This is a genomic window from Pseudomonas sp. GW821-FHT11D10, from assembly GCF_058808435.1.
Genome location: NZ_JBXARR010000008.1, coordinates 126,871 through 152,119 on the forward strand (window position 1 = coordinate 126,871; position 25,249 = coordinate 152,119).

Here is a 25,249-nt window from a genome sequence, read left to right on the forward strand (position 1 = left end):
CTCTCACCTAAGGGAGAGGGACTGACCGAGGTGTTTGGGCGAGGTACGCCGACGTGGGATACCGAGGTGAACTCAGGTTTTTGAAAGCACCTCAATCTGCCTCTCACCTAAGGGAGAGGGACTGACCGAGGTGTTTGGGCGAGGTACGCCGACGTGGGATACCGAGGTGAACTCAGGTATTGAACAGCACTTCAATCGGCTTCTCACCACTCAACAGGATGAGCGTTAGCTCGGCTGCGGCTTTTGATCTTGATCCACGGGCGACGTCGGAAGGCTGAGTGGAGGGATTTATCCGGGGGTGGGAGCGCAGCGACCGTTTGGCGAAGCCAAACACATCGAGAGGAGGTGCAGCGAAGCAAACCGTAGGCGATGCCCCCCGGATGAATCCCGGAGCGAAGGAACCCCGAGCCTTAGCGAGCGGGCCGAACGTAGGAGCAAGCCTTTTTTTGCTTACTTTTTTGAGGCGTTTGTCAAAAAAGTGAGTCGCCGTAAGGGCGAAACCCTAGGTGGGCTTGACCGCAGCAATGGATATGCACACAGATCGAAAAGTGTGCAACGTTCAAGATCTACCCCCTCACCCCAGCCCTCCCGAAACGTCGGACCGCCCCCAAGGGGGCGAGGGGGAAAGGGAGCCGATCTTCATGCGGTTCAAAATCTCGATCAGTGCTTGAGAAACGCGGCCACTTTCTGCGCGGCGGCAGCCAAATGCTGTTCATGGGTAAACCCGGAAACCTTCAATGGCTTGAGGTCATGATCGCCGGCCGCTAGCCAAGTCACCTCAATACTCGGCGATAGATCATAAGCCTCGACAGCGTCCCGATTGCCAAGCGCATCCCGCTCCCCCTGAACAATCAACGTCCGAGTCCGCAAAGCAGCCAAATGCTCAACCCGAGGCTTCTCCGGTTTCCCAACCGCATAAAACGGATACCCCAGACAAACCAACGCATCAGCGCCAAGCTCATCGGCAAGCAGGCTGGCCATCCGCCCCCCCATCGACTTCCCGCCAACCGCCAAAACCCCAGCGACATGAAGTCGCACCAAGCCATAAACCTCACGCCAGCACTCCTGCAATTTCCCCGCAGGATTGGGCGGCCGCTTGACCCCATCAACCCGCCGCTGCGCCATATAAGGAAACTCAAACCGCAACACGTTCACCCCCAGCCCAGCAAGGCGCCCAGCCATATCCTTCATCCACTCACTGTCCATCGGCGCCCCCGCCCCATGCGCGAGAATGAGCGTCGCCGAAGCCTCACCAACAGCGGCATCCCAAAGCCACCCGTGATCCCGCAGGCACTGCGCCCATTGATCCCCGTCAATACTGGCCTTGTGCTGTTTGTCCATGCTTGCCTCGCTTTTAGTCTGCCTATAACTCCAGGCGAAGGATTCGCGGCGTTTTCTGCGCGAGCTCACTTCGGCTGAACCGTGGATGGGGAACCATGAACACTTCTATCAGTACCGCCTACAACTACAAGGTGGTCCGCCAATTCGCCATTATGACGGTGGTGTGGGGCATCGTCGGCATGGGGCTCGGGGTTTTTCTCGCGGCTCAATTGGTCTGGCCCGAACTCAACTTCAACCTGCCGTGGACCAGCTTCGGACGCCTGCGCCCGCTGCACACCAACGCGGTGATCTTCGCGTTCGGCGGCTGTGCCTTGTTCGCCAGTTCGTTCTACTCGGTGCAGCGCACCTGCCAGACCCAACTGTTTGCGCCAAAAATCGCCGCCTTCTGCTTCTGGGGCTGGCAGCTGGTGATCCTGCTGGCGGCCATCAGCCTGCCACTGGGTTACACCAGTTCCAAGGAATACGCCGAGCTGGAATGGCCGATCGACATCCTGATCACCATCGTCTGGGTCGCCTACGCCATCGTGTTCTTCGGCACGATCATGCAGCGCAAGACCAAGCACATTTATGTGGGCAACTGGTTCTTCGGCGCGTTCATCATCACCGTGGCGATCCTGCACATCGTCAACAACCTTGAGTTGCCGGTGAGTTTCACCAAGTCCTACTCGGTGTACGCCGGTGCAACCGACGCGATGGTGCAATGGTGGTACGGCCACAACGCCGTAGGCTTTTTCCTCACCGCCGGTTTCCTCGGGATGATGTACTACTTCGTGCCGAAACAGGCCGAACGTCCGGTGTATTCGTATCGCCTGTCGATCGTGCACTTCTGGGCACTGATCACCCTGTACATCTGGGCCGGCCCGCACCACTTGCACTACACCGCGCTGCCGGACTGGGCGCAGTCGCTGGGCATGGTGATGTCGCTGGTACTGCTGGCGCCGAGCTGGGGCGGCATGATCAACGGCATGATGACGCTCTCGGGCGCCTGGCATAAGTTGCGCAGCGATCCGATCCTGCGCTTCCTGGTGGTGTCGCTGGCGTTCTACGGCATGTCGACCTTCGAAGGTCCGATGATGGCGATCAAGACGGTGAACGCCCTCTCCCACTACACCGACTGGACCATCGGCCACGTACACGCCGGCGCGCTCGGCTGGGTGGCGATGATTTCCATCGGCGCGCTGTACCACATGATCCCGAAAATCTTCGGCAAAGAGCAGATGCACAGCATCGGCCTGATCAACGCGCACTTCTGGCTCGCAACCATCGGCACCGTGCTCTACATCGCTTCGATGTGGGTCAACGGCATCGCCCAGGGCCTGATGTGGCGTGCAGTGAACGAGGACGGCACGCTGACCTACTCCTTCGTCGAAACCCTGGTGGCCAGCCACCCAGGCTTCGTCGTGCGGCTGATTGGCGGGGCGATCTTCCTCAGCGGCATGTTCCTGATGGCTTACAACACCTGGCGCACCGTGCGGGCCTCGCAGCCTGCTGACGTCGTTGCTGCCGCGCAGATGGCCTGAGGAGTCCGCCATGAAACACGAAACGATTGAAAAGAACGTCGGCCTGCTGATGCTGCTGATGGTGTTCGCCGTGAGCATCGGCGGCCTGACCCAGATCGTCCCGCTGTTCTTCCAGGACGTGACCAACAAACCGGTGGAAGGCATGAAGCCCTACACCGCGCTGCAACTGGAAGGCCGCGACATCTACATCCGTGAAGGCTGCGTCGGTTGCCACTCGCAGATGATCCGTCCGTTCCGCGCCGAAACCGAACGCTACGGCCACTACTCGGTGGCCGGCGAAAGCGTGTGGGATCACCCGTTCCTGTGGGGTTCCAAGCGGACCGGTCCGGACCTGGCCCGGGTTGGCGCGCGTTACTCGGATGACTGGCACCGCGCGCACTTGTACAACCCGCGCAACGTCGTACCGGAATCGAAAATGCCGGCCTACCCATGGCTGGTCACCCAGCCGGTCGACAGCAGCCACACCGAAACCAAGCTCAAGGTCATGCGCACCCTCGGCGTGCCGTACACCGACGACGACATCAGCGGCGCGGTGGCCAGCCTCAAGGGCAAGACCGAAATGGACGCCCTCGTCTCCTACCTGCAAGTGCTTGGCACTGCGATCAAGAGCAAGAGGTGAGCCATGGTCTTTGAAATGAGCGCGGGGCTGATTCGCGGCCTCGGCACGGTCGTGGTGTTCGTGGCCTTCATCGGCCTGACCCTCTGGGTATTCAACCGCAAGCGCACGCCGGAATTCGCCGAAGCGCGCCTGCTGCCGTTTGCCGACGAGCCGCAACCCGACACTACCCAAGCTAATGAAACAAGGAGTACCCGGCCATGACCACCTTCTGGAGTACGTGGATCTGCGTACTGACCATCGGCAGCCTGATCGGCCTGACCTGGCTGCTGGTCGGCACCCGTCGGGGCGAAACCAAGGGCAGCGTCGACCAGACCATGGGCCACAGCTTCGACGGCATCGAGGAGTACGACAACCCGCTGCCGCAGTGGTGGTTCATGCTGTTCGCCGGCACGCTGGTGTTTTCCGTGGGCTATCTGATTCTTTACCCGGGCCTGGGCAACTGGAAAGGCATCCTGCCCGGCTACGAGGACGGCTGGACCGGCGTCCACGAGTGGGAAAAGGAAATGAGCAAGGCTGACGCCAAATTCGGGCCGATCTTCGCCAAATTCGCCGCCATGCCGGTGGAAGAAGTGGCGAAGGATCCGCAGGCGCTGAAAATGGGTGGCCGTCTGTTCGCCTCCAACTGCTCGGTGTGCCACGGCTCGGACGCCAAGGGCGCGTTCGGTTTCCCTAACCTCGCCGACAAGGACTGGCGTTGGGGCGGCAGCGCCGAAACCATCAAGACCACCATCATGGGTGGCCGGATGGCGGCGATGCCGGCGTGGGGCGAAGCACTGGGCGAGGCCGGGGTGAAAAACGTGGCGGCGTATGTACGCCATGAACTGGCCGGGCTGCCGTTGGCAGCGGACAACAAGGCCGATCTGCAAGCCGGGCAGCAAGCGTTCAGCACTATGTGCGTGGCTTGTCACGGGGCAAACGGCCAGGGCACCGAAGCCATGGGCGCGCCGAACCTGACGCATCCGGCCGGTTTCATCTACGGCACCAGCCTGACCCAACTTGAGCAGACCATCCGCCATGGCCGTCAAGGCCACATGCCAGCTCAGAATGAGCTGCTGGGCAACGATAAAGTGCAATTGCTGGCTGCTTATGTGTACAGCCTGAGCAATGGATTGAATACAGAAAAACTGATTACTGAGGACAATAAAAAGTAATCATTGCGCACAATACTGCCGTACGTTTCCAGTGCGGCAGTTTCCAGCCCCTTTGCGACGCATTGTCGCACCCCTTCACCCCCTCTCCTTTCGGTTACCCGGATTCGGGTCTACGCTTGCTCGATGCGGACTGGCCCGTGCCGGTTCCAGGTCGACCCCGAGCGAGGCGTTGAACGAATCGGCTGACTGACATGGCCGCAAAGGCCGGTAGATACCGGCTGTCGTGCCAATTACCGTCCGTCACCCGAACCGAGCGTTCGAACACACCCCGTTACATCCGACCGGGACCCCTCGCTTTTTTCGTTCGCTGCGACATTTTGCCCGAGGGCAATTTTGTCCTTACGCGGCGCATGGAAAGGCCGCAGAATCAGCGTTGGAAAGCATTGACCCAGGTCATGGCGCGTTGCATTGACCCCCTGCTTTCTACATACTTGCGGCCGATTTTAATCCTAATAAAACACCCAAACCGTGGAACCTTAGAATGAGCACAGCAATCAGTCCGACTGCTTATAACTATAAGGTAGTCCGCCAGTTCGCCATCATGACGGTGGTCTGGGGGATCCTTGGCATGGGGCTCGGTGTCTTCATCGCCTCGCAACTGGTCTGGCCGGAGTTGAATTTCGGTCTGCCGTGGACGAGCTTTGGACGCCTGCGCCCGTTGCACACAAACCTGGTGATTTTCGCCTTCGGTGGTTGTGCACTGTTTGCCACTTCCTACTATGTCGTGCAGCGAACCTGCCAGACGCGACTGATTTCCGACAGCCTCGCGGCCTTCACCTTCTGGGGATGGCAAGCGGTGATCGTCGGCGCGATCATTACCTTGCCGCTGGGTTACACCACCACCAAGGAATACGCGGAACTGGAATGGCCCCTCGCCATTTTGCTGGCCATTGTCTGGGTCACCTACGGTCTGGTGTTCTTCGGCACCATCACCAAGCGCAAGACCAAGCACATCTATGTCGGTAACTGGTTCTACGGTGCGTTCATCGTGGTGACCGCGATGCTGCACATCGTCAACCACATGTCGCTGCCGGTCAGCCTGTTCAAGTCCTACTCGGCCTACTCGGGCGCCACCGACGCGATGATCCAGTGGTGGTACGGCCACAACGCCGTGGGCTTCTTCCTGACCACCGGCTTCCTGGGGATGATGTACTACTTCGTGCCGAAACAGGCCGAACGTCCGATCTACTCGTATCGTCTGTCGATCGTGCACTTCTGGGCGCTGATCACCCTGTACATCTGGGCCGGCCCGCACCACCTGCACTACACCGCACTGCCGGATTGGGCACAATCGCTGGGCATGGCGATGTCGATCATCCTGCTGGCGCCAAGCTGGGGCGGCATGATCAACGGCATGATGACCCTGTCGGGCGCCTGGCATAAGCTGCGCACCGACCCGATCCTGCGCTTCCTGGTGGTATCGCTGGCGTTCTACGGCATGTCGACCTTCGAAGGTCCGATGATGGCGATCAAGACCGTCAACTCGCTCTCGCACTACACCGACTGGACCATCGGCCACGTACACGCCGGCGCACTCGGCTGGGTAGCGATGATCTCGATCGGCGCGATCTACCACATGATCCCGAAACTGTTCGGCCGTGCGCAGATGCACAGCACCGGCCTGATCAACGCGCACTTCTGGCTCGCGACCATCGGTACCGTTCTGTACATCGCTTCGATGTGGGTCAACGGCATCACTCAGGGCCTGATGTGGCGTGCAATCAACGATGACGGCACCCTCACCTACTCGTTCGTCGAAGCGCTGCAGGCCAGCCACCCTGGTTTCATCGTCCGCGCCCTGGGCGGTGCGTTCTTCGCCAGCGGCATGCTGCTGATGGCTTACAACGTATGGCGCACCGTTCGCGCCTCGAACCCGGCTGAAGCCGAAGCCGCCGCCAAGATTGCCGTAGTTGGAGCTCACTGATGAAGCATGAAGCCGTCGAGAAGAACATTGGCCTGCTGGCTTTCTTCATGGTCATCGCCGTCAGCGTCGGTGGTCTGACCCAAATCGTTCCGCTGTTTTTCCAGGACGTCACCAACAAGCCGGTCGAAGGCATGAAGCCGCGCACCGCCCTTGAACTGGAAGGCCGCGACGTTTACATCGCCAACGGATGTGTCGGCTGCCACTCGCAGATGATCCGTCCGTTCCGTGCCGAAACCGAACGCTATGGCCACTACTCGGTCGCCGGTGAAAGCGTCTGGGATCACCCGTTCCTGTGGGGTTCCAAGCGTACCGGTCCGGACCTGGCCCGCGTCGGCGGTCGTTACTCCGATGACTGGCAGCGTGCGCACTTGTACAACCCGCGCAACGTTGTCCCCGAGTCGAAAATGCCGGCCTACCCGTTCCTCGTAGAAAACAAGCTCGATGGCAAAGACACGGCCAAGAAAATGGAAGTGTTGCGCACGCTCGGCGTCCCTTACACCGACGAAGACATCGCCGGTGCCAAGGATGCCGTGAAGGGCAAAACCGAAATGGACGCGCTGGTGGCCTATCTGCAAGGCCTGGGCACCATCATCAAAAGCAAACGGTGATCTTGATGGATATCGGGATGATTCGAGGCCTGGGCACCGTTGTCGTGATGGTTGCCTTCATCGGCCTGGCGTTGTGGGTGTTCAGCCCCAAGCGCAAGTCGGAGTTTGAAGACGCGACCTTGCTGCCCTTCGCGGATGATCCCGAAGCCATCAAGCACGTCGAGCAAGCTTCTAGGAGTAACAAAGAATGACTACATTCTGGAGTCTGTACGTCACAGTCCTCAGTCTCGGTACGATCTTTTCCCTGACCTGGCTGTTGCTGTCGACCCGCAAGGGCCAGCGCACCGAGCAGACCGACGAGACGGTCGGCCACTCCTTCGACGGGATCGAGGAGTACGACAACCCACTGCCGAAATGGTGGTTCATGCTGTTCGTGGGCACCATCGTTTTCGCTCTGGGTTATCTGGTGCTGTACCCGGGCCTGGGCAACTGGAAAGGTCTGCTGCCGGGCTACAACTACCTCGATACCGAGAAGCAGACCGCGTTCGCCAACGGCCAGACCGGCTGGACCGGCGTTCACGAGTGGGAAAAGGAAATGGCTCGTTCGGACGCCAAGTTCGGTCCGATCTTCGCCAAGTTCGCTGCCATGCCGATCGAAGAAGTCGCCAAGGATCCGCAAGCCCTGAAGATGGGTGGCCGTCTGTTCGCCTCCAACTGCTCGGTCTGCCACGGTTCCGACGCCAAGGGCGCTTATGGTTTCCCGAACCTGACCGACGCCGACTGGCGCTGGGGCGGCGAGCCGGAAACCATCAAGACCACCATCATGGGCGGTCGTCACGCCGTGATGCCGGCCTGGGCTGAAGTGATCGGTGAGCAAGGCGTGGCCGACGTGGCCGCGTTCGTGGTGAGCAATCTGGATGGCCGCAAGCTGCCGGAAGGCACCAAGGCAGACGTCGCCAACGGCCAGAAACTGTTCGCCGCCAACTGCGTGGCGTGCCACGGCCCGGCGGGCAAAGGTACGCCAGCGATGGGCGCACCTGATCTGACCCACCCGGCCGCGTTCATCTACGGTTCGAGCTTCGCCCAACTGCAGCAGACCATCCGTTACGGCCGTCAGGGCCAGATGCCTGCCCAGGAACAACTGCAAGGCAACGACAAGGTTCACCTGCTGGCGGCGTACGTTTACAGCCTGTCCCACGGTGAAAAACCAGCGGAAGCCGAGGCCCAGTAAAGCCAACGCTTGAAGCAAAAAAACGGCCCCGCCAATGAGAATTGGCGGGGCCGTTTTGTTTCTGCCCTTTGAATGGCCGACCAGCGGTCAGGCTCGTCAGGCCTTCCCGGTTGTGAGACGCCGGACGCAGTAGTAACGTTGCTACATATCTTCTTCAGGAGAGGTCGCAATGATGGCCATCACCACCATTTCCAGCCGTGAATTCAATCAGGACACAAGCAGTGCCAAAAAAGCCGCGCGCAATGGGCCGGTGATCATCACGGATCGTGGCAAGCCCGCCCACGTACTGCTAAGCATTGAGGAGTACGAAAAACTCACCGGCCTCAACGCGAGCATCGTCGATCTGCTGGTCATGCCTGAAGCGGCAGACATCGAGTTCGAAACCGAGCGTGCCGTGATCACTCACCGCCCCGTGGATCTGTCCTGAATGTATTTGCTCGACACCAACGTAATTTCTGAACTGCGCAAACCCCAGGCCGACAAGAACGTTGTCGCCTGGGCCAGAACCGTCATCTCCCCTCGCATGTTTATCTCGGCCATTACGCTGAAGGAACTGGAGACCGGCGTCCTTCGCATGGAACGCCGTGATCCGGCTCAGGGAAAGATTCTGCGCACCTGGCTCAAGCGCCACGTGATGCCGGCCTTCGATGCGCGAATCCTGCCGGTCGATGCCGCTGTCGCCCTGCGCTGCGCGCGCATTCATGTGCCGGATCAGGCCAATGAAAGTGATGCGCTGATTGCCGCGACGGCGCTGGTTCATGGGCTGACGGTGGTCACCCGCAATGTCGCCGACTTTGAATCCAGCGGCGTTGCATTGATCAACCCGTGGGAAAGCCGAAACTCCGAGACCTTTTGATAGGCGCTGGCCGGCAATCAATCAGGGAAGCCGGCCGCCACCCAGACTGTCCATTGCGCCAGGCGGTTTGCGCTTGTCGCCGGTTTTCGACTGATTGTTGCTCACCTGAAGCCCTTCGCCTTTCGCCGACTCCAGCGCGCCCAGAGCCGCTTGCATATACGAGACCACCAAAGGCGAACCGGGAACACTGCCACTTAAAAGGTGCTTCAACGCCTCTATTTCCTGAGCGACACTCCATTCATTGCTCTTGAAGTCATCCATATCTGTTCATCCTTGAAAAATTCGAGATTGAAAAGCGTCGAACCGACAGACACTGCCGCGCCAGGACGCTTTACTCACGCACCCTACAATTGCTCACGCCTCGCCTCCAACGTTGCATTGTCACAGTGCATGTTCAGAAGCAGGCATGGCCCACGAACGACGCGCGCCGAAAACCCGTCCATACTTAGCAAGTCAATTGATCTGCATCATGCTTTGTTACATTCGCTACACCATTCATGATTTTTCCCCAACGCGACCAAAGGTCGCACCCGTTCGTCGGCATGACAGGCGTATCATTGCGCCACCGCAACACCCCTTTTTGACCCCGGCCGGCACGTATCGACCGAGGCATTTTTCCACTGCCGTGGGATGCAATGATGAGCAACCAGATTCCGGTACACGACGTCACGCCACCCAGCAAGAACGCGAACAACAGCGTCGACCTTTACGCCTCTCGAGAAAAAATCTACACCCGTGCTTTCACCGGCCTGTTCCGCAATCTGCGGATGATGGGCGGCGCGGCGCTGTTCCTGCTGTATTTCGGTACGGTGTGGTTGAACTGGGGCGGCCATCAGGCCGTGTGGTGGAACCTGCCGGAGCGCAAGTTCTTCATCTTCGGCGCCACGTTCTGGCCGCAGGACTTCATTCTGCTTTCCGGCCTGCTGATCATTGCGGCGTTCGGCCTGTTCTTCATCACCGTGTATGCCGGCCGGGTCTGGTGTGGGTACACCTGTCCGCAAAGCGTGTGGACGTGGATTTTCATGTGGTGCGAGAAGGTCACCGAAGGCGACCGCAACCAGCGCATCAAGCTCGACAAGGCGCCGATGAGCGCCAACAAGTTCCTGCGTAAATTCGCCAAGCACGCGCTGTGGCTGCTGATCGGTTTCGTCACCGGCATGACCTTCGTCGGCTACTTCTCGCCGATCCGCGAACTGGTCTTCGAATTCTTCACCGGGCAAGCCGATGGCTGGTCGTATTTCTGGGTTGGTTTCTTCACCCTCGCCACCTACGGCAACGCCGGCTGGCTGCGTGAGCAGGTGTGCATCTACATGTGTCCGTATGCGCGTTTCCAGAGCGTGATGTTCGACAAAGACACGCTGATCGTTTCCTACGACCCGCGTCGCGGCGAAAGCCGTGGCCCGCGCAAGAAAGGCGTCGACTACAAGGCCCAGGGCCTGGGCGACTGCATCGACTGCACCATGTGCGTTCAGGTCTGCCCGACCGGCATCGACATCCGCGACGGCCTGCAGATCGAGTGCATCGGTTGCGCCGCGTGCATCGACGCCTGTGACAGCATCATGGACAAGATGGATTACCCGCGCGGGCTGATCAGCTACACCACCGAACACAACTTGTCCGGGCAGAAAACCCATAAACTGCGGCCACGCCTGATCGGCTATGCCGTAGTGCTGCTGGCGATGATCAGCCTGTTGGTGACAGCCTTCTTCATGCGTTCGCTGGTGGGTTTCGACGTCAGCAAGGACCGCGTGCTGTACCGTGAAAACGCCGAAGGCCGGATCGAAAACGTCTACAGCCTGAAGATCATGAACAAGGATCAGCGCGACCACACCTACGTGCTGGAAGCCGCCGGTTTGCCGGATCTGCGCCTGCAAGGCAAGCGCGAGATCAAGGTGCCGGCCGGGGAAATCTTCAGCATGCCGGTCGAGCTGTCGAGCGCGCCTGAGCAATTGCCATCGAGCACCAACGAGGTGAAATTCATCCTCAAGGATGCCGATGACGACAGCGTCCATGTAGAAGCCAAGAGCCGGTTCATCGGCCCACAAAATCGTTGAGAGAACTGAACATGCCCGCAGCAAACGCCGCAAGTCCCTGGTACAAGCACCTTTGGCCATGGATCATCATCGGGATTCTGGCCTGTTCGGTGACCCTGACGCTGTCCATGGTGACCATCGCGGTGAACAACCCGGACAACCTGGTCAACGACAACTACTACGAGGCCGGCAAAGGCATCAACCGTTCGCTTGATCGCGAACTGCTGGCGCAGACCCTGAAGATGCGCGCTGCCGTGCATCTGGATGACGTCACCGGCGAAGTCGACCTGCGCCTGAGCGGCGACAGCCAGCCGAAAACCCTGGAACTGAACCTGATCTCGCCGACCCAGCCGGAGAAGGATCGCAAGATCGTCCTGGCCCGCAGCGAGACTGAAACCGGCCGCTACATCGGCCAGTTGAGTGACAAGATTGAAGGCCGGCGTTTTGTTGAGTTGCTGGGCACTCAGGACGATCACGTGTGGCGGATGTTCGAGGAAGAGCTGGTCAGCCATGACAAGGATTTGTTGCTGGGTGATGAGCCGCTGCAAGGTGCTGAAGACCTGAAGAAGTAAGCCTTTTCCTGATGACCACCCCCATCCCCTGCTACCACTGCGCCCTGCCCGTCCCGTCCGGCAGCCGCTTCACCGCCGTCGTGCTCGGGGAATCCCGCGAGTTCTGCTGCCCGGGCTGCCAGGCCGTGGCCGAAGCCATCGTCGCCGGCGGGCTGGAAAGCTATTACCAGCACCGCAGCGAAGCCTCGGCCAACCCCGAAGCGCTGCCGGTGCAACTGGTCGATGAGCTTGAGCTGTACGACCGCGCCGACGTGCAGCAACCCTTCGTGCGCCACGAAGGCGAACTGGCCGAAACCACTCTGTTGATGGAAGGCATCAGTTGCGCCGCCTGCGGCTGGCTGATCGAGAAACACCTGCGCACCCTGCCCGCCGTGGCCGAGGCGCGGCTGAACCTTTCCAATCATCGCCTGCATGTGCGCTGGGCTGACGCCCAATTGCCGCTGAGCCAGATCCTCGGCGAACTACGCCACATCGGCTACGCCGCATACCCGTATCAGGCCGACCGCGCCAGCGAGCAACTGGCCAGCGAAAACCGCCTCGCCTTGCGTCAGCTCGGCGTCGCCGGGCTGCTGTGGTTCCAGGCCATGATGGCGACCATGGCGACCTGGCCGGAATTCAACATCGACCTCAGCCCGGAGCTGCATACGATCCTGCGCTGGGTCGCGTTGTTCCTCACCACGCCGATTGTGTTCTACAGCTGTGCACCGTTTTTCAAAGGGGCCATGCGCGACCTGCGCACTCGCCATCTGACCATGGACGTCTCGGTTTCGCTGGCCATCGGCGCGGCGTATGTCGCCGGGATCTGGACCTCGATCACCGGGGTCGGCGAGCTGTATTTCGACGCGGTGGGCATGTTCGCGCTGTTCCTGCTCGCCGGCCGTTACCTCGAACGCCGCGCCCGCGAGCGCACCACTGCTGCCACCGCGCAACTGGTCAATCTGCTGCCCGCTTCGTGCCTGCGCCTCGACGACGCCGGCCAAAGTGAACGCATCCTGCTCAGCGAACTGCGCCTCGGTGACCGGGTGCTGGTGCAGCCCGGTTCGGTGCTGCCGGCGGACGGCAAGATTCTCGATGGTCAGTCGAGCATCGATGAGTCGGTACTGACCGGCGAATACCTGCCACAACCGCGCACCAAGGGCGATGCCGTCACCGCCGGCACGCTGAACGTGGAAGGCGCGCTGACCGTCGAGGTACAGGCGCTCGGACAGGACACGCGACTCTCGGCCATCGTCCGCCTGCTGGATCGCGCCCAGGCGGAAAAACCACGGCTGGCGGAAATAGCCGACCGCGCCGCGCAGTGGTTCCTGCTGCTGTCGTTGATCGCAGCGGCCGCCATCGGCCTGCTGTGGTGGGAGCTGGATTCTTCGCGAGCGTTCTGGATCGTCCTCGCCATGCTGGTGGCGACCTGCCCGTGTGCGCTGTCTCTGGCAACACCAACTGCGCTGACCGCCGCCACCGGCACCCTGCACAAACTCGGCCTGCTGCTGACGCGCGGCCATGTGTTGGAAGGCTTGAATCAGATCGACACGGTGATCTTCGACAAGACCGGCACCCTCACCGAAGGCCGGTTGGTGCTGCGTTCGATCCGACCGCTCGGCGCCCTCGACAGCGATCAGTGCCTGAGCCTCGCCGCCGCCCTGGAAAACCGTTCCGAACACCCGATTGCCCGCGCCTTCGGTCGCGCGCCGCTGGCTGCCGAAGATGTCCACAGCACGCCGGGGCTGGGGCTGGAAGGTTTGGTTGGCGAACAGCGCTTGCGCATCGGTCAGGCGGATTTTGTCTGTGACCTCAGCGGCGCGCCGGTGCCATCGATGCCGAAAGAACCGGGTCAATGGCTGCTGCTCGGTGACAGTCAGGGGCCGCTGGCCTGGTTCGCCCTAGACGACCGTCTGCGCGATGACGCTCCGGCCCTGCTCGCGGCGTGCAAGGCGCGCGGCTGGCGCACGTTGTTGCTGTCGGGTGACAGTTCCCCGATGGTCGCCAGCGTCGCCGCCGAACTGGGTATCGACGAAGCCCGTGGCGGCTTGCGCCCGGACGACAAGCTGCAAGTGCTGCAACAACTGCACAAGGACGGCCGCAAGGTATTGATGCTCGGTGACGGGGTCAACGACGTGCCGGTGCTGGCTGCTGCGGACATCAGCGTGGCCATGGGCTCGGCCACCGATCTGGCGAAAACCAGCGCCGATGCTGTGTTGCTGTCCAACCGCCTCGACGCCTTGGTACAAGCCTTCACGCTGGCCCGCCGTACTCGCCGGGTGATCATCGAGAACCTGTTGTGGGCCGCGCTGTACAATGGCCTCATGTTGCCGTTCGCCGCCCTCGGCTGGATCACTCCGGTGTGGGCCGCCGTCGGCATGTCGATCAGTTCGCTGACCGTGGTGCTCAACGCCCTGCGCCTGACTCGCCTGCCGAGCGCGCCGGCCGTCAGCGCCACGTCAGAAACCCGCCCGCTGCCGGCCTGAGCCGCGCGGGCATGGAGTACAGATGCCAGCTCTCTACGTGATGATTCCGGCCGCGCTGCTGATCGTGGCCATCGCCGTCTACATCTTCTTCTGGGCGGTGGACAGCGGCCAGTACGACGACCTCGACGGCCCGGCCCACAGCATCCTGTTCGACGACCAGGACCCGAACCACACCGCCGCAGTGGACGAAGCCAACCCGACCAAACCGGACGACAAGGCGCCACCCCATGCTTGAACTGGCGCCGCTGCTGGTGTCTGCGTTGATTCTCGGCCTGCTCGGCGGCGGGCATTGCCTGGGCATGTGCGGCGGTCTGATGGGCGCGCTGACCCTGGCGATTCCCAAGGAACAACGCAGCCGACGCTTTCGATTGTTGCTGGCCTATAACCTCGGGCGGATTCTCAGCTATGCCACGGCCGGATTGCTGATCGGGCTGGCGGGATGGGCGGTGGCCAACAGTCCTGCTGCGCTGTTCATGCGCGTACTCGCCGGGTTGCTGCTGATCGCCATGGGCCTGTATCTGGCGGGCTGGTGGAGCGGTCTGACCCGCATCGAAAGCCTCGGGCGCGGACTCTGGCGTTACATCCAGCCAGTCGCTAACCGATTGCTGCCGGTGTCGAGCCTGCCCCGGGCTTTGCTGCTCGGCGCGCTGTGGGGATGGCTGCCGTGCGGGCTGGTTTACAGCACGTTGCTGTGGTCGGCCAGCCAAGGTAATGCACTCGACAGCGCGTTGCTGATGCTCGCTTTCGGGCTCGGCACCTGGCCGGTGCTGCTGGCGACCGGACTCGCGGCCGAACGAGTGACCGCGCTGTTGCGCAAACGCAGCGTGCGCATGGCCGGCGGTCTGCTGGTGATCCTGTTCGGTATCTGGACCCTGCCGGGGCCGCACCAGCACTGGCTGATGGGCCACTGATCCCGTTGATGCAAATCAAGATGCCTTTTTGTGCCCTCCCCTAGACTCGGCACACTGCCAGCCTATCCGGGGGAATGCCCGCATGCTCGACGCCATTCGTTGGGACACCGATTTGATCCGCCGCTACGACCTGGCGGGGCCGCGTTACACCTCGTACCCGACGGCCGTGCAATTTCACAGTCAGGTCGGCACCTTCGACCTGTTTCACGCCCTGCGCGACAGCCGCAAGGCCCTGCGCCCGCTGTCGCTGTACGTGCACGTGCCGTTCTGCGCGAACATCTGCTACTACTGCGCCTGCAACAAGGTCATCACCAAGGATCGCGGCCGAGCGCTGCCGTATCTGCAACGGCTCGAGCAGGAAATCCAGCTGATCGCCTGCCACCTCGACCCGGCGCAGAAAGTCGAGCAACTGCACTTCGGCGGCGGCACGCCGACCTTTCTCAGCCACGATGAGTTGCGCCAGTTGATGGCGCACCTGCGCAAGCATTTCAATCTGCTGGACGATGACTCCGGCGACTACGGCATCGAAATCGACCCACGCGAAGCCGACTGGTCGACCATGGGCCTGCTGCGCGAATTGGGCTTCAACCGGGTCAGCATCGGCCTGCAGGACCTCGATCCGGCGGTGCAACGGGCAGTCAATCGCCTGCAAAGCCTGGAAGAAACCCGCGCGGTGATCGATGCGGCGCGCACCCTGCAATTTCGCTCGATCAACATCGACCTTATCTACGGTTTGCCCAAGCAGACTCCGGACAACTTCGCCCGTACCGTCGAGGAAGTCATCAGCCTGCAACCGGACCGTCTCTCGGTGTTCAACTACGCGCACCTGCCGGAACGCTTCATGCCGCAGCGGCGGATCAACGGCAACGAACTGCCGAGCCCGGCACAGAAGCTGGAAATGCTGCAACGCACCATCGAACAACTGACCGCCGCCGGTTACCGCTACATCGGCATGGATCACTTCGCCCTGCCCGACGATGAACTGGCGATTGCCCAGGAAGAATCGACCCTGCAACGCAACTTCCAGGGCTACACCACACACGGCCATTGCGACCTGATCGGGCTGGGCGTATCGGCCATCAGCCAGATCGGTGATCTGTACTGCCAGAACAGCAGCGACCTCAATCATTACCAGAACACCCTCGCCGGCGCGCAACTGGCCACCAGCCGGGGCCTGGTGTGCAACGCTGACGACCGCCTGCGCCGCGTGGTGATTCAGCAACTGATCTGCAATTTCAGCCTGGAGTTCGCCGAGATTGAGCGCAGTTTCAACATCGATTTTCAGGGTTACTTTGGCGCGCTCTGGCCACAATTGCAGGGCATGGCGCAGGACGGGTTGATCGAACTGGATCGCGAGCGCATCACCGTGCTGCCGGCCGGGCGCCTGCTGGTGCGTTCGGTGTGCATGGTGTTCGACGCGTATCTGGAACAGCAGAACCGCCAGCGTTTTTCGCGGGTGATTTAGCTCTTCATCAGCAGCGAGTTGGTTTTCAGGTTCTGGTCAGCGGTCAGGCCCGATTGGTCGATGACTTTGGCCAGGGACAGGTTGGCGGTGATCAGACCGTTGTTGAGGGCGGAGATGGCGCCTTTGAGGGCAGCGATCTTGGCGAAGCGCTCTTCGTTGGAAAGGGTCTTGTTGGCCATCAGTGCGTTGATCTGGGCATTCTTCTCGGCGATCTGCTGGCGAAACTTGCGAATCATCTTCAGCAATTGCTGGACGTTTTCCGGCAAACCGCTTTCTTCGATATCGCGGTTTTTCCCGCCGGCACCGGCGGATTTTGCGATGGCGGCACCGGACAGCGACACTTTGACGCCCTCGACCAAGGTCGGGCTTCCCAAAGACGCCGCGTCTGTGCCGGACTCATCGTCAACGGAGGTTTCAGTACTTTCCAGCAACGACGCAACGCCACTGTTACCGGGGGTCAGCGTACCAATAGCGGTCATCGAAGCGGTTCCTTGCATGCCGTCAGATACCTGCTTATCGGCCGTCATCCCTGCGGCTTTATGCCGTGGGGGCAATCTCGCCACAGGCTGGCCTGAATGTCCTCCGCTGGGTTACCCTTACGCCTTATGTGTGTTTTCCCACAAGGATTTAAGAAATGTCCGAGCCAGTTAAACTGCGCGCTCACAACCAGGCTAATTGCAAGGATTGCAGCCTGGCCCCTCTCTGCCTGCCACTTTCGCTGAATCTGGAAGACATGGATGCGCTGGACGAAATCGTTAAACGTGGCCGCCCGTTGAAAAAGGGTGAGTTCCTGTTCCGTCAGGGCGACACCTTCGATTCCGTTTATGCAGTACGCTCCGGCGCCCTCAAGACCTTCAGCCTGAGCGACACCGGCGAAGAGCAACTGACCGGCTTCCACCTGCCGAGCGAACTGGTCGGGCTGTCCGGCATGGACACCGAGAAACATCCGGTTTCCGCCCAGGCGCTGGAAACCACCTCGGTCTGCGAGATTCCGTTCGAACGCCTCGACGAACTGGCCCTGCAATTGCCTCAGCTGCGCCGTCAGTTGATGCGCGTAATGAGCCGCGAAATCCGCGACGACCAGCAAATGATGTTGCTGCTGTCGAAGAAAACCGCCGACGAGCGCATCGCCACCTTCCTGGTCAACCTGTCGGCGCGTTTCCGCGCTCGCGGGTTCTCGGCCAACCAGTTCCGCCTGAGCATGTCGCGCAATGAAATCGGCAACTACCTTGGGCTCGCCGTGGAAACCGTGTCCCGGGTCTTCACCCGCTTCCAGCAGAACGAACTGATCGCAGCCGAGGGCAAGGAAATCCATATCCTCGACCCGATCCAGCTCTGCGCCCTGGCCGGCGGCTCGCTCGAAGTCTGATCTCGACCCGCGGCCGAGCGTATCGTTTCAGCCGCGGGTATACTGCGCCGTTTGCAGCCCTGCCAGGACACCTCGACGATGGTCTTCGACTCCTTCGACATCAAATCCCTGATCCGCCCCGTGATCGATTTCCCGAAACCGGGCGTGATCTTTCGCGACATCACCCCGCTGTTCCAGTCGCCCAAGGCCTTGCGCCTGGTGATGGACAGCTTCGCCCACCGTTACGTCGAAGCCGACTTCACCCACATCGGCGCGATGGATGCGCGCGGTTTCCTGATCGGTTCGGTGCTGGCTTATCAGCTGAACAAGCCTCTGGTGCTGTTCCGCAAGCAAGGCAAACTGCCGGCGGACGTGCTGGCTGAAGGTTACGCGACCGAGTACGGCGAAGCGTTCCTCGAAGTACACGCCGACAGCCTGTGCGAAGGCGATTCGGTGGTGATGTTCGATGACCTGATCGCTACCGGCGGCACGCTGATCGCAGCGGCCAACCTGATCCGCCGCATGGGCGCCCGCGTTCATGAAGCAGCGGCGATCATTGATCTGCCGGAGCTGGGTGGTTCGCAGCGTCTTGAGGACATGGGGATTCCGACGTTCTGCCTGACGCAGTTTGCGCTGACTGACAAGTAATCAGCCCCGCGCTTCCGATCGCTCCCACGCTCTGCGTGGGAGCGATCAAATCTAAAGCCCCATCTGCTTGCTGATGATCTCGTTCATCACTTCCCGCGTCCCGCCGCCGATCGACAAGATGCGGTTATCCCGATACAGCCGCTCCACCAGGCTTTCGCGCATATAACCCAGCCCGGCGAGAATCTGCACCGCCTCGTTGGTGATGCGGTCCGAAGTGTCCGTGGCAAAGTTTTTGGCCATGGAAATCTCCTTGATCACGCTCTGCCCCGCCGCCATCTTCGCCGCCTGCCGGTAGGTGAACTCCCGCGAGACTTCCAGCGCCGTGGCCATTTCCGCGAGGCGATGCTTGATCACCTGGAACTTGCCGATGGGTTTGCCGAACGCTTGCCGCTCCTTCGCCCACTTCAGGCTTTCTTCCAGCGCCAGTTGCGCGGTCATGTTGGCCATCAGCGCCAAGGCCAGACGTTCGCTCTGGAAGTTGCCCATGATGCAGGCGAATCCCATGTTTTCAGCGCCGATCAGATTTCCCACAGGCACCCGGCAATCGTCGAAGAACAATTCAGCCGTGTCCGACGCCCACCAACCCATTTTCTTCAGTTGCCGGCCGACGGTGAAACCGGGCGTGCCCTTCTCGATCAACAACAGGCTGATGCCGCCAAAACCGGGCGCACCGGTGCGCACCGCGACGGTGTAGTAATCGGCGCGCACGCCACTGGTGATAAAGGTTTTGCTGCCGCTGACCCGATAGTGATCGGCATCGCGTATGGCGCGGGTTAGCAGGTTGGCGACGTCGGAACCGCCGCCCGGTTCGGTGACGGCCAAAGCACTGATTTTCTCGCCGCTGAGCACTTGGGGGACGACACGGTCGCGGACTTCGGGCCGGGCCCATTTGACGATCGGCGGCAAACCGATGTCGAGCGAGCCGAGCCCGGCCACCAGTCCGCCGGAGCCGCAGCGCATCAGTTCTTCACTGGCGGCGATCTTGGCGAACAGATCACCTTCGTGACTGCCGCCGAGCGCTTCGGGGTAACCGATGCCGAGGATACCGGCCGCACCGGCCTTGAGGTACAGCTCACGGGGAAAGCTTTCGGCTTCTTCCCACGCATCGATGTCCGGAAGGATCTCGCGCTCGACGAAACGTCTGACGCTGTCGCGGACCATTTGGTGGCTGGGGTCGAAGTATTCCTGGAAGGCGGGCATCGGCGAACTCCATGGAAGGGTTCGCCGAACTTAACCGAGCGCTTGCTTGGTTTTCAACAGGATTGTGTGGCTCAGAGGGAAATCGGCTTGCGCCCGGCAAACGAGTGAGCCAGCGTGCCGCCGTCCACCAGCTCCAGTTCGCCGCCCAACGGTACGCCGTGGGCGATGCGCGAGGCGATCAGGCCTTTGTTCTGCAGCAACTGAGCGATGTAGTGGGCCGTCGCTTCGCCTTCCACGGTCGGGTTGGTGGCGAGGATGACTTCGGTGAAGGTGCCCGCCTCTTCGATCCGCGCCATCAGTTGCGGAATGCCGATGGCTTCCGGGCCCAGGCCGTCCAGCGGCGACAGGTGCCCCTTGAGCACGAAGTAGCGACCGCGGAAACCGGTCTGCTCCACCGCGTAGACGTCCATCGGACCTTCCACCACGCACAGCAACGTGTCGTCGCGGCGGGTGTCGGCGCATTGCGGGCACAGATCGTCTTCGGTCAGCGTGCGGCACTGGCGGCAGTGTCCGACCCCTTCCATGGCCTGGCTCAAGGCCTGGGCCAAGCGCGTACCGCCGCTGCGGTCACGTTCGAGCAACTGCAACGCCATACGCTGGGCAGTTTTCTGACCCACGCCCGGCAAAGTTCGCAGGGCGTCGATCAGTTGGCGAATCAAAGGGCTGAAGCTCATGGGGAAAAAGTCCGACAAAACAACGAGACGCGGTTTATACCCGCGCCTCCGGCCAGCGTCAAATCCTCAGTCCCGGGCGACCCGCACCACCAGTTTGCCGAAGTTGCGCCCCTCCAGCAGCCCGATAAACGCTTGCGGCGCCTGCTCCAGGCCATCGACCACGTCCTCGCGGAATTTCACCTTGCCGTCGCGCACCCACGGCACCATGGCGCTGATGAATTCCGGCTGACGGTCGCCGTAGTCGTCGAACACGATGAAGCCCTGAATCCGTACGCGCTTGGTCAGCAAGGTGCGTTGCAGTGCAGGCAGGCGATCCGGGCCTTTCGGCGCTTCCGAGGCGTTGTAGCCGGCGATCAAGCCGCACAGCGGGATCCGCGCCTTGGGATTTAGCAGCGGCACGACCGCATCGAAGACATGGCCACCGACGTTTTCGTAATAGATGTCGATGCCATTGGGGCAGGCCTTGGCCAGTTGCTCGGCGAAGTCCGGCGCCTTGTGATCGATACAGGCGTCGAAGCCCAGTTCTTCGACCACGTATTTGCACTTCTCGGCACCGCCAGCCACGCCAACGGCGCGCAGGCCTTTGATCTTGGCGACCTGGCCGACCACCGAGCCCACTGCGCCGGACGCGGCGGCGACCACCAGGGTCTCGCCTTCTTTTGGCTGGCCGATGTCCATCAAACCCATGTACGCGGTCATGCCGGGCATGCCCAGCACGCCGAGCGCCATCGACGGGCTCGGCAGCCCGGACGGGATCGGGATGATGTTGCGGCCATCGCTGATGCTGTGGCTTTGCCAACCGGTGGCACCCACGACCAGATCGCCGGGATGGAATTTCGGATGACGCGACTGTTCGACCCGGCTGACAGCGCCGCCGGTCATGACCTCGCCGATTTGTACCGGCGCCGCGTAGGACGGCGCGTCACTCATGCGCCCGCGCATGTAGGGATCGAGCGACAGGTACAGGGTCTTGAGCAACACCTGGCCGTCTTCAAGGTCCGGCAGCGCCTCGCGCTCCAGACGGAAGTTCTCGGGCGTCGGCGCGCCCACCGGCCGCGAGGCCAGCACGAAGCGTTGATTGAGGGTCAGAGGGTCGGACATGTCAGCGTCTCCTTTGAATGATGAATTCGGCGGTATAGGGAGCAGACCGTTGGGGCGGTAGGGTGTTCGATGTTTATTCCGGCAAATCGTGTTGACGCTTTCGCGAGCAAGCCCGCTCCCACATTTGAAATGCAATCCCATGTGGGAGCGGGCTTGCTCGCGAAGGCGTCATTACAGCCAACACATCTCTACCGGCCGGAAACAAAAATGCCAGGCGCGATGCCTGGCATTTTTTGTAGCTCATCCAACCCGCAAAGGCGAATCAGAACGGCAGCTTCATACCGGCCGGCAGGTTCATGCCAGCGGTCATGCTGCCCATTTTCGCCTGGCTGTTGGCTTCGATCTGACGCACGGCGGCGTTGACGGCTGCAGCCACCAGATCCTCGACCACTTCGCGGTCGTCTTCGTCCAGGCCCGGCAGTACGCTCGGGTCGATGCTGACTTTTTTCACGTCATGACGACCGGTCATCACCACGGTGACCAGATCGCCACCGGCTTTGCCGGTGACTTCGGCGTTGGCCAGTTCTTCCTGCATCTTGGCCATTTTTTCCTGCATCTGCTGCGCCTGCTTCATCAGGCCGGCCATGCCACCTTTCATCATGGGAATCACCTCAAAAGTACTTGGATCAAAACAGCGCCCGGCCAAACTGGCCGGACGCCTTCAGTTATTAGCCCTGACTGACCAGGGCGTCGACAGGTTCAATAGTATCGTGTCGCACGACCGCACCGAACTGCTGCACCATCTGCTGGATGAACGGATCGCCGTGGATCGATTCCTCCGCCTCGCGCTGACGGTTGGCACGGCGCCGGGACGCGGCCTGGGCCGGGGTTTCCTGCTCGGGCTTGATCAGCTCGATGGTCAGGGTCAGCGTGCGGCCGTGGAACTGGTTCAGCGCATCGTTCAGACGACGCTGCTGGGTGGCGTTGAACAAGGCGCTGTGGGCCGGGTCCAGGTGCATCAGCCAGTTGTCGCCATCGACCGCGATCAGCGTGCAGTTGGCGGCAATGCTGCCGGTCATGCCGGAGATCGGCAGTTGCGGGAACAGCTCCAGCCATTGCAGGGCCAGACCGGTGGCCGGTGCGGCGGCAGGTTCCGGCTCGGGTTCGGGGGCCGGTTCTGCGGCGTGTTCGCTGGCCAGATCGTCGAGGTAACTGTAGGCCGAATCCATGTCCGGCTCGATGTAGTCCTCGTCGAGCGGCGGCTCGTCGTCCATGTCCATGCCCGGTGTGGCGGCATCGACGTCGGCTACTGACGGCTCGGGAATCGGCGCGGCGGCCCACTCCGGGGCGTCCGGCACGACGCTGTCCGGGGTCGGCAGCGGCATCGGCGGCAAATCCGGTGGTTCGGCGGTGGTTTCCAGCACCGGCTCGACGGCTGGCTGCTGCACAGGCGCCGGTTCTACCGGATCGTTCCACGGCAGGTCGACGACGTCTTCAACGGCGACCGGCTCGGGCTCAGGAACGGGTTCAGGCGCAATCACCGGGGCAACCGGCGCAGGCTCGGAAGCCGGCGCAGGTGCAACCACCGGCGCCGGCGCCGGCGCAACAGCCGCAGCAACTACCGGCGCAGGTTTCGGCGCGGCAGCCACTGAGTTTGCGGAATCAACTGTGGCCTGGCTGATCCCCACTGGCTTTAGCGGTTGCCTCGGGGCGTCCGCCGTGTCTGCCGGCCGGAAGGCCAGCATCCGCAGCAGCACCATTTCGAAACCGCCTCGCGGGTCCGGCGCCAGCGGCAAGTCGCGGCGACCGATCAGGCCCATCTGGTAATAGAACTGCACGTCTTCGGCCGGCAACGCCTGGGCCAGGGCCAGCACCCGGTCACGGTCGCCGTGGCCGTTGTCGACACCTTCCGGCAAGGCCTGGGCGATGGCGACGCGGTGCAGCACGTTGAGGATTTCCGAGAGCACGCCGTTCCAGTCCGGCCCCTGTTCGGCCAGATGGCGCACGGCTTCGAGCAACGCCTTGGCGTCGCCTTCGATCAGCGCATGCAGCACGTCGTAAACCTGGCCGTGATCCAGCGTACCGAGCATTGCCCGCACATCGGCGGCCAACACTTTGCCTTCACCGAAGGCGATGGCCTGATCGGTCAGGCTCATGGCGTCACGCATCGAACCGTCGGCCGCGCGGCCGAGCAGCCACAGCGCGTCGTCTTCGAACGGGACGTTTTCGGCGCCCAGAACGTGGGTCAGATGCTCGACCACTCGCTCAGGCGTCATGTTCTTCAGGGAGAACTGCAGGCATCGCGACAAAATCGTTGCCGGAAGTTTCTGCGGGTCGGTGGTCGCCAGGATGAACTTGACGTAGGGCGGCGGCTCTTCGAGGGTTTTCAGCAGCGCATTGAAGGAATGGCTGGAGAGCATGTGCACTTCGTCGATCAGGTAGACCTTGAAGCGCCCGCGGCTCGGGGCGTACTGCACGTTGTCGAGCAGCTCGCGGGTGTCCTCGACCTTGGTCCGGCTCGCGGCGTCGATCTCGATCAGGTCGACGAAACGGCCTTCATCGATCTCGCGGCACACCGAACACTCGCCGCACGGGCTTGAAGTGATACCTGTTTCACAGTTCAGGCATTTGGCGATGATCCGCGCAATCGTGGTCTTGCCGACGCCCCGCGTACCGGTGAAGAGGTAGGCGTGGTGCAGGCGCTGGCTGTCCAAGGCATTGATCAGAGCCTTGAGCACATGGGTCTGGCCGACCATTTCGCGGAACGAGCGCGGACGCCATTTACGTGCAAGAACCTGATAACTCATCGAAAACCGTCGCGGCAAAGGAAGCAGAAGCGGCTAATGCTAGCGGAGCAAGGGCAAAATTGCATCCGGTGTGCTCGTCTATTCTGGCTAAGCTGCATGAGCGAGGGCTTTTGTCGGCTCGGGATCGGGAATTACCGGAGCGTTTATGCGGTGGGCCGTGGGGGCATTACTGGGATTGAGCCTGAGCGCGATGGCGTCGCAACCGCCGCTGCGCTTCGTGGTTGCCGACAGCTGGGCGATGCCGATGGTGCAGATCGAACGCGGCCGCCCGACCCAGGGCATCCTCTACGACATGATGCTCAGCCTGGCGACCCAGGTCGGCGTACCGGCGCAATTTCACGTCCTGCCCCGCGCCCGGGTGCAGAACGCCATGGAACACGGCGAAGTCGACGTGCGCTGCTATGCCGCACAATCCTGGCTGCCGAACCTGTCCGGCGATTACATCTGGAGCATCCCGCTGTTCTTCCAGCGCGACCTGCTGATCAGTCGTCAGGACCAACTGCCCAACGCCGACCCGGCCCACCTGCCCCGCCAGTCGATCGGCACCGTGCTCGGCTACAGCTACCCCACGCTGCAACCGATATTCGACGCCGACCGACTATGGCGCGAAGACGCGCGCAATCAGGAGCAGGTTCTGGACAAACTGCTGGCCGGCCGCTACCGCTACGCCGTGAGCAATCAATGGACCCTGGACTGGTTCAACCAGCGCCTGCTGCCGGGGCAGCAACTGCAAGCGGTGGCGGTATTGCAGGAGCAGAAAGTCGGCTGCTATGTGCGTAACGACCCGAATGTGCCGGTGCAGCGGATATTGAGGACGTTGCTGCGAATGAAAATGTCGGGGGAGATTGATGACATTATCCGGTTGTATACCGGTGGTTCGGGCGGCGAGCCGTAAGCC

27 protein-coding genes are annotated in these 25,249 nt (G+C 61.6%); 19 read left to right on the forward strand and 8 right to left on the reverse strand.

Annotated elements, in window-relative coordinates; all coding sequences use genetic code 11:
- Positions 1-660: 660 nt before the first annotated feature.
- Positions 661-1,341, reverse strand: a complete 681-nt coding sequence (locus tag AC1RT4_RS22125) for an alpha/beta family hydrolase (RefSeq protein ID WP_493087880.1) — start codon at positions 1,339-1,341, stop codon at positions 661-663.
- A 95-nt stretch (positions 1,342-1,436) separates the two neighbouring features.
- On the opposite strand from AC1RT4_RS22125, the gene ccoN (AC1RT4_RS22130) reads away from it, so the two are divergent.
- The 10 genes from ccoN (AC1RT4_RS22130) to AC1RT4_RS22175 all read left to right on the forward strand — a co-directional run bounded on the left by ccoN (AC1RT4_RS22130) (position 1,437) and on the right by AC1RT4_RS22175 (position 9,190).
- Positions 1,437-2,861 carry a cytochrome-c oxidase, cbb3-type subunit I gene (gene ccoN / locus AC1RT4_RS22130; RefSeq protein WP_007960356.1) on the forward strand — a complete coding sequence of 475 codons (1,425 nt, stop codon included), beginning with the start codon at positions 1,437-1,439 and terminating at the stop codon, positions 2,859-2,861.
- A gap of 10 nt (positions 2,862-2,871) precedes the next feature.
- Entirely contained in the window at positions 2,872-3,480 is a 609-nt protein-coding gene (ccoO, locus tag AC1RT4_RS22135) for a cytochrome-c oxidase, cbb3-type subunit II (protein WP_007960355.1), read from the forward strand.
- A gap of 3 nt (positions 3,481-3,483) precedes the next feature.
- Complete coding sequence (locus AC1RT4_RS22140; protein WP_493087882.1) at positions 3,484-3,681, forward strand: cbb3-type cytochrome oxidase subunit 3; 198 nt, start codon at positions 3,484-3,486, stop codon at positions 3,679-3,681.
- A complete protein-coding gene (gene ccoP, locus AC1RT4_RS22145) occupies positions 3,678-4,631 on the forward strand; it encodes a cytochrome-c oxidase, cbb3-type subunit III (RefSeq protein WP_007960353.1) in 954 nt (317 codons plus the stop codon). The genes AC1RT4_RS22140 and ccoP (AC1RT4_RS22145) overlap by 4 nt, the downstream gene beginning before the upstream one ends.
- 481 nt (positions 4,632-5,112) lie before the next feature.
- Positions 5,113-6,555 (forward strand): cytochrome-c oxidase, cbb3-type subunit I, encoded by a 1,443-nt coding sequence (ccoN, locus tag AC1RT4_RS22150; RefSeq protein ID WP_007960352.1) that lies wholly within the window; start codon positions 5,113-5,115, stop codon positions 6,553-6,555.
- Positions 6,555-7,163 (forward strand): cytochrome-c oxidase, cbb3-type subunit II, encoded by a 609-nt coding sequence (ccoO, locus tag AC1RT4_RS22155; RefSeq protein ID WP_007905434.1) that lies wholly within the window; start codon positions 6,555-6,557, stop codon positions 7,161-7,163. Before ccoN (AC1RT4_RS22150) ends, ccoO (AC1RT4_RS22155) begins: the two co-directional genes overlap by 1 nt.
- 5 nt (positions 7,164-7,168) lie before the next feature.
- Positions 7,169-7,354 carry a CcoQ/FixQ family Cbb3-type cytochrome c oxidase assembly chaperone gene (locus AC1RT4_RS22160; RefSeq protein WP_003175465.1) on the forward strand — a complete coding sequence of 62 codons (186 nt, stop codon included), beginning with the start codon at positions 7,169-7,171 and terminating at the stop codon, positions 7,352-7,354.
- Positions 7,351-8,334, forward strand: coding sequence for a cytochrome-c oxidase, cbb3-type subunit III (gene ccoP, locus AC1RT4_RS22165; protein ID WP_007951666.1), 984 nt, complete (start codon positions 7,351-7,353; stop codon positions 8,332-8,334). The genes AC1RT4_RS22160 and ccoP (AC1RT4_RS22165) overlap by 4 nt, the downstream gene beginning before the upstream one ends.
- 172 nt (positions 8,335-8,506) lie before the next feature.
- Positions 8,507-8,761 carry a type II toxin-antitoxin system Phd/YefM family antitoxin gene (locus AC1RT4_RS22170; protein WP_039770179.1) on the forward strand — a complete coding sequence of 85 codons (255 nt, stop codon included), beginning with the start codon at positions 8,507-8,509 and terminating at the stop codon, positions 8,759-8,761.
- A complete protein-coding gene (locus AC1RT4_RS22175; protein WP_493087885.1) occupies positions 8,762-9,190 on the forward strand; it encodes a type II toxin-antitoxin system VapC family toxin in 429 nt (142 codons plus the stop codon).
- Between the two features lie 21 nt (positions 9,191-9,211).
- Here AC1RT4_RS22175 and AC1RT4_RS22180 read toward each other — a convergent pair whose 3' ends face one another.
- Complete coding sequence (locus AC1RT4_RS22180; protein ID WP_493087887.1) at positions 9,212-9,451, reverse strand: hypothetical protein; 240 nt, start codon at positions 9,449-9,451, stop codon at positions 9,212-9,214.
- Positions 9,452-9,828: 377 nt separating this feature from the next.
- Between AC1RT4_RS22180 and ccoG the strand changes: the two genes are divergently transcribed.
- The 6 genes from ccoG (at position 9,829) to hemN (ending at position 16,633) form a co-directional block, all read left to right on the forward strand.
- Positions 9,829-11,244, forward strand: coding sequence for a cytochrome c oxidase accessory protein CcoG (gene ccoG / locus AC1RT4_RS22185; RefSeq protein WP_007951662.1), 1,416 nt, complete (start codon positions 9,829-9,831; stop codon positions 11,242-11,244).
- 11 nt (positions 11,245-11,255) lie between these two features.
- Positions 11,256-11,795 (forward strand): FixH family protein, encoded by a 540-nt coding sequence (locus tag AC1RT4_RS22190; protein WP_007951661.1) that lies wholly within the window; start codon positions 11,256-11,258, stop codon positions 11,793-11,795.
- Between the two features lie 11 nt (positions 11,796-11,806).
- Positions 11,807-14,257 (forward strand): heavy metal translocating P-type ATPase, encoded by a 2,451-nt coding sequence (locus AC1RT4_RS22195; RefSeq protein ID WP_493087890.1) that lies wholly within the window; start codon positions 11,807-11,809, stop codon positions 14,255-14,257.
- A 22-nt stretch (positions 14,258-14,279) separates the two neighbouring features.
- Complete coding sequence (ccoS, locus tag AC1RT4_RS22200) at positions 14,280-14,492, forward strand: cbb3-type cytochrome oxidase assembly protein CcoS (RefSeq protein ID WP_102686960.1); 213 nt, start codon at positions 14,280-14,282, stop codon at positions 14,490-14,492.
- Positions 14,485-15,168, forward strand: coding sequence for a sulfite exporter TauE/SafE family protein (locus AC1RT4_RS22205; RefSeq protein WP_039770036.1), 684 nt, complete (start codon positions 14,485-14,487; stop codon positions 15,166-15,168). The genes ccoS and AC1RT4_RS22205 overlap by 8 nt, the downstream gene beginning before the upstream one ends.
- An 82-nt stretch (positions 15,169-15,250) precedes the next feature.
- The gene (gene hemN / locus AC1RT4_RS22210; RefSeq protein WP_493087892.1) at positions 15,251-16,633 is read left to right on the forward strand and encodes an oxygen-independent coproporphyrinogen III oxidase; all 1,383 of its coding nucleotides are present in this window, start codon (positions 15,251-15,253) and stop codon (positions 16,631-16,633) included.
- Here the strand turns inward: hemN and AC1RT4_RS22215 are convergent.
- On the reverse strand, positions 16,630-17,112 hold the full coding sequence (locus AC1RT4_RS22215; RefSeq protein WP_493087894.1) for a hypothetical protein: 483 nt from the start codon (positions 17,110-17,112) through the stop codon (positions 16,630-16,632). The genes hemN and AC1RT4_RS22215 overlap by 4 nt on opposite strands.
- Positions 17,113-17,267: 155 nt before the next feature.
- Between AC1RT4_RS22215 and fnr the strand changes: the two genes are divergently transcribed.
- Complete coding sequence (fnr, locus tag AC1RT4_RS22220; protein ID WP_007951654.1) at positions 17,268-18,002, forward strand: fumarate/nitrate reduction transcriptional regulator Fnr; 735 nt, start codon at positions 17,268-17,270, stop codon at positions 18,000-18,002.
- Positions 18,003-18,080: 78 nt separating this feature from the next.
- A complete protein-coding gene (locus AC1RT4_RS22225) occupies positions 18,081-18,629 on the forward strand; it encodes an adenine phosphoribosyltransferase (protein WP_003223345.1) in 549 nt (182 codons plus the stop codon).
- Between the two features lie 51 nt (positions 18,630-18,680).
- On the opposite strand, the gene AC1RT4_RS22230 is transcribed toward AC1RT4_RS22225, so the two are convergent.
- From AC1RT4_RS22230 to dnaX, 5 genes are all read right to left on the reverse strand, one after another.
- Positions 18,681-19,829: an acyl-CoA dehydrogenase family protein gene (locus AC1RT4_RS22230; RefSeq protein WP_493087896.1), complete on the reverse strand. Its 1,149-nt coding sequence runs from the start codon at positions 19,827-19,829 to the stop codon at positions 18,681-18,683.
- A 71-nt stretch (positions 19,830-19,900) separates the two neighbouring features.
- Entirely contained in the window at positions 19,901-20,503 is a 603-nt protein-coding gene (gene recR, locus AC1RT4_RS22235) for a recombination mediator RecR (protein ID WP_007951652.1), read from the reverse strand.
- 66 nt (positions 20,504-20,569) lie between these two features.
- Positions 20,570-21,604, reverse strand: coding sequence for an NADPH-dependent curcumin/dihydrocurcumin reductase (gene curA, locus AC1RT4_RS22240; RefSeq protein WP_493087899.1), 1,035 nt, complete (start codon positions 21,602-21,604; stop codon positions 20,570-20,572).
- A 262-nt stretch (positions 21,605-21,866) separates the two neighbouring features.
- The gene (locus AC1RT4_RS22245; protein ID WP_007951650.1) at positions 21,867-22,205 is read right to left on the reverse strand and encodes a YbaB/EbfC family nucleoid-associated protein; all 339 of its coding nucleotides are present in this window, start codon (positions 22,203-22,205) and stop codon (positions 21,867-21,869) included.
- Positions 22,206-22,272: 67 nt separating this feature from the next.
- The gene (dnaX, locus tag AC1RT4_RS22250; protein WP_493087901.1) at positions 22,273-24,351 is read right to left on the reverse strand and encodes a DNA polymerase III subunit gamma/tau; all 2,079 of its coding nucleotides are present in this window, start codon (positions 24,349-24,351) and stop codon (positions 22,273-22,275) included.
- Between the two features lie 145 nt (positions 24,352-24,496).
- Between dnaX and AC1RT4_RS22255 the strand changes: the two genes are divergently transcribed.
- Positions 24,497-25,246: a substrate-binding periplasmic protein gene (locus AC1RT4_RS22255; RefSeq protein WP_493087903.1), complete on the forward strand. Its 750-nt coding sequence runs from the start codon at positions 24,497-24,499 to the stop codon at positions 25,244-25,246.
- The last annotated feature ends 3 nt before the right edge of the window (positions 25,247-25,249 follow it).

Excerpts from the sequence above, each read along its gene's own strand:
- AC1RT4_RS22195 (WP_493087890.1), top strand. The coding sequence starts at position 11,807 with ATGACCACCCCCATCCCCTGCTACCACTGCGCCCTGCCCGTCCCGTCC.
- fnr (WP_007951654.1), top strand. The coding sequence starts at position 17,268 with ATGTCCGAGCCAGTTAAACTGCGCGCTCACAACCAGGCTAATTGCAAG.
- AC1RT4_RS22140 (WP_493087882.1), top strand. The coding sequence starts at position 3,484 with ATGGTCTTTGAAATGAGCGCGGGGCTGATTCGCGGCCTCGGCACGGTC.
- AC1RT4_RS22230 (WP_493087896.1), bottom strand. The coding sequence starts at position 19,829 with ATGCCCGCCTTCCAGGAATACTTCGACCCCAGCCACCAAATGGTCCGC.
- AC1RT4_RS22175 (WP_493087885.1), top strand. The coding sequence starts at position 8,762 with ATGTATTTGCTCGACACCAACGTAATTTCTGAACTGCGCAAACCCCAG.
- AC1RT4_RS22180 (WP_493087887.1), bottom strand. The coding sequence starts at position 9,451 with ATGGATGACTTCAAGAGCAATGAATGGAGTGTCGCTCAGGAAATAGAG.
- hemN (WP_493087892.1), top strand. The coding sequence starts at position 15,251 with ATGCTCGACGCCATTCGTTGGGACACCGATTTGATCCGCCGCTACGAC.
- ccoP (WP_007960353.1), top strand. The coding sequence starts at position 3,678 with ATGACCACCTTCTGGAGTACGTGGATCTGCGTACTGACCATCGGCAGC.
- ccoO (WP_007905434.1), top strand. The coding sequence starts at position 6,555 with ATGAAGCATGAAGCCGTCGAGAAGAACATTGGCCTGCTGGCTTTCTTC.
- AC1RT4_RS22215 (WP_493087894.1), bottom strand. The coding sequence starts at position 17,112 with ATGACCGCTATTGGTACGCTGACCCCCGGTAACAGTGGCGTTGCGTCG.
- AC1RT4_RS22205 (WP_039770036.1), top strand. The coding sequence starts at position 14,485 with ATGCTTGAACTGGCGCCGCTGCTGGTGTCTGCGTTGATTCTCGGCCTG.
- ccoS (WP_102686960.1), top strand. The coding sequence starts at position 14,280 with ATGCCAGCTCTCTACGTGATGATTCCGGCCGCGCTGCTGATCGTGGCC.
- AC1RT4_RS22190 (WP_007951661.1), top strand. The coding sequence starts at position 11,256 with ATGCCCGCAGCAAACGCCGCAAGTCCCTGGTACAAGCACCTTTGGCCA.
- AC1RT4_RS22125 (WP_493087880.1), bottom strand. The coding sequence starts at position 1,341 with ATGGACAAACAGCACAAGGCCAGTATTGACGGGGATCAATGGGCGCAG.
- curA (WP_493087899.1), bottom strand. The coding sequence starts at position 21,604 with ATGTCCGACCCTCTGACCCTCAATCAACGCTTCGTGCTGGCCTCGCGG.
- AC1RT4_RS22225 (WP_003223345.1), top strand. The coding sequence starts at position 18,081 with ATGGTCTTCGACTCCTTCGACATCAAATCCCTGATCCGCCCCGTGATC.
- dnaX (WP_493087901.1), bottom strand. The coding sequence starts at position 24,351 with ATGAGTTATCAGGTTCTTGCACGTAAATGGCGTCCGCGCTCGTTCCGC.
- ccoO (WP_007960355.1), top strand. The coding sequence starts at position 2,872 with ATGAAACACGAAACGATTGAAAAGAACGTCGGCCTGCTGATGCTGCTG.
- AC1RT4_RS22245 (WP_007951650.1), bottom strand. The coding sequence starts at position 22,205 with ATGATGAAAGGTGGCATGGCCGGCCTGATGAAGCAGGCGCAGCAGATG.
- ccoN (WP_007960356.1), top strand. The coding sequence starts at position 1,437 with ATGAACACTTCTATCAGTACCGCCTACAACTACAAGGTGGTCCGCCAA.
- recR (WP_007951652.1), bottom strand. The coding sequence starts at position 20,503 with ATGAGCTTCAGCCCTTTGATTCGCCAACTGATCGACGCCCTGCGAACT.
- AC1RT4_RS22160 (WP_003175465.1), top strand. The coding sequence starts at position 7,169 with ATGGATATCGGGATGATTCGAGGCCTGGGCACCGTTGTCGTGATGGTT.
- ccoN (WP_007960352.1), top strand. The coding sequence starts at position 5,113 with ATGAGCACAGCAATCAGTCCGACTGCTTATAACTATAAGGTAGTCCGC.
- ccoG (WP_007951662.1), top strand. The coding sequence starts at position 9,829 with ATGAGCAACCAGATTCCGGTACACGACGTCACGCCACCCAGCAAGAAC.
- ccoP (WP_007951666.1), top strand. The coding sequence starts at position 7,351 with ATGACTACATTCTGGAGTCTGTACGTCACAGTCCTCAGTCTCGGTACG.
- AC1RT4_RS22170 (WP_039770179.1), top strand. The coding sequence starts at position 8,507 with ATGGCCATCACCACCATTTCCAGCCGTGAATTCAATCAGGACACAAGC.
- AC1RT4_RS22255 (WP_493087903.1), top strand. The coding sequence starts at position 24,497 with ATGCGGTGGGCCGTGGGGGCATTACTGGGATTGAGCCTGAGCGCGATG.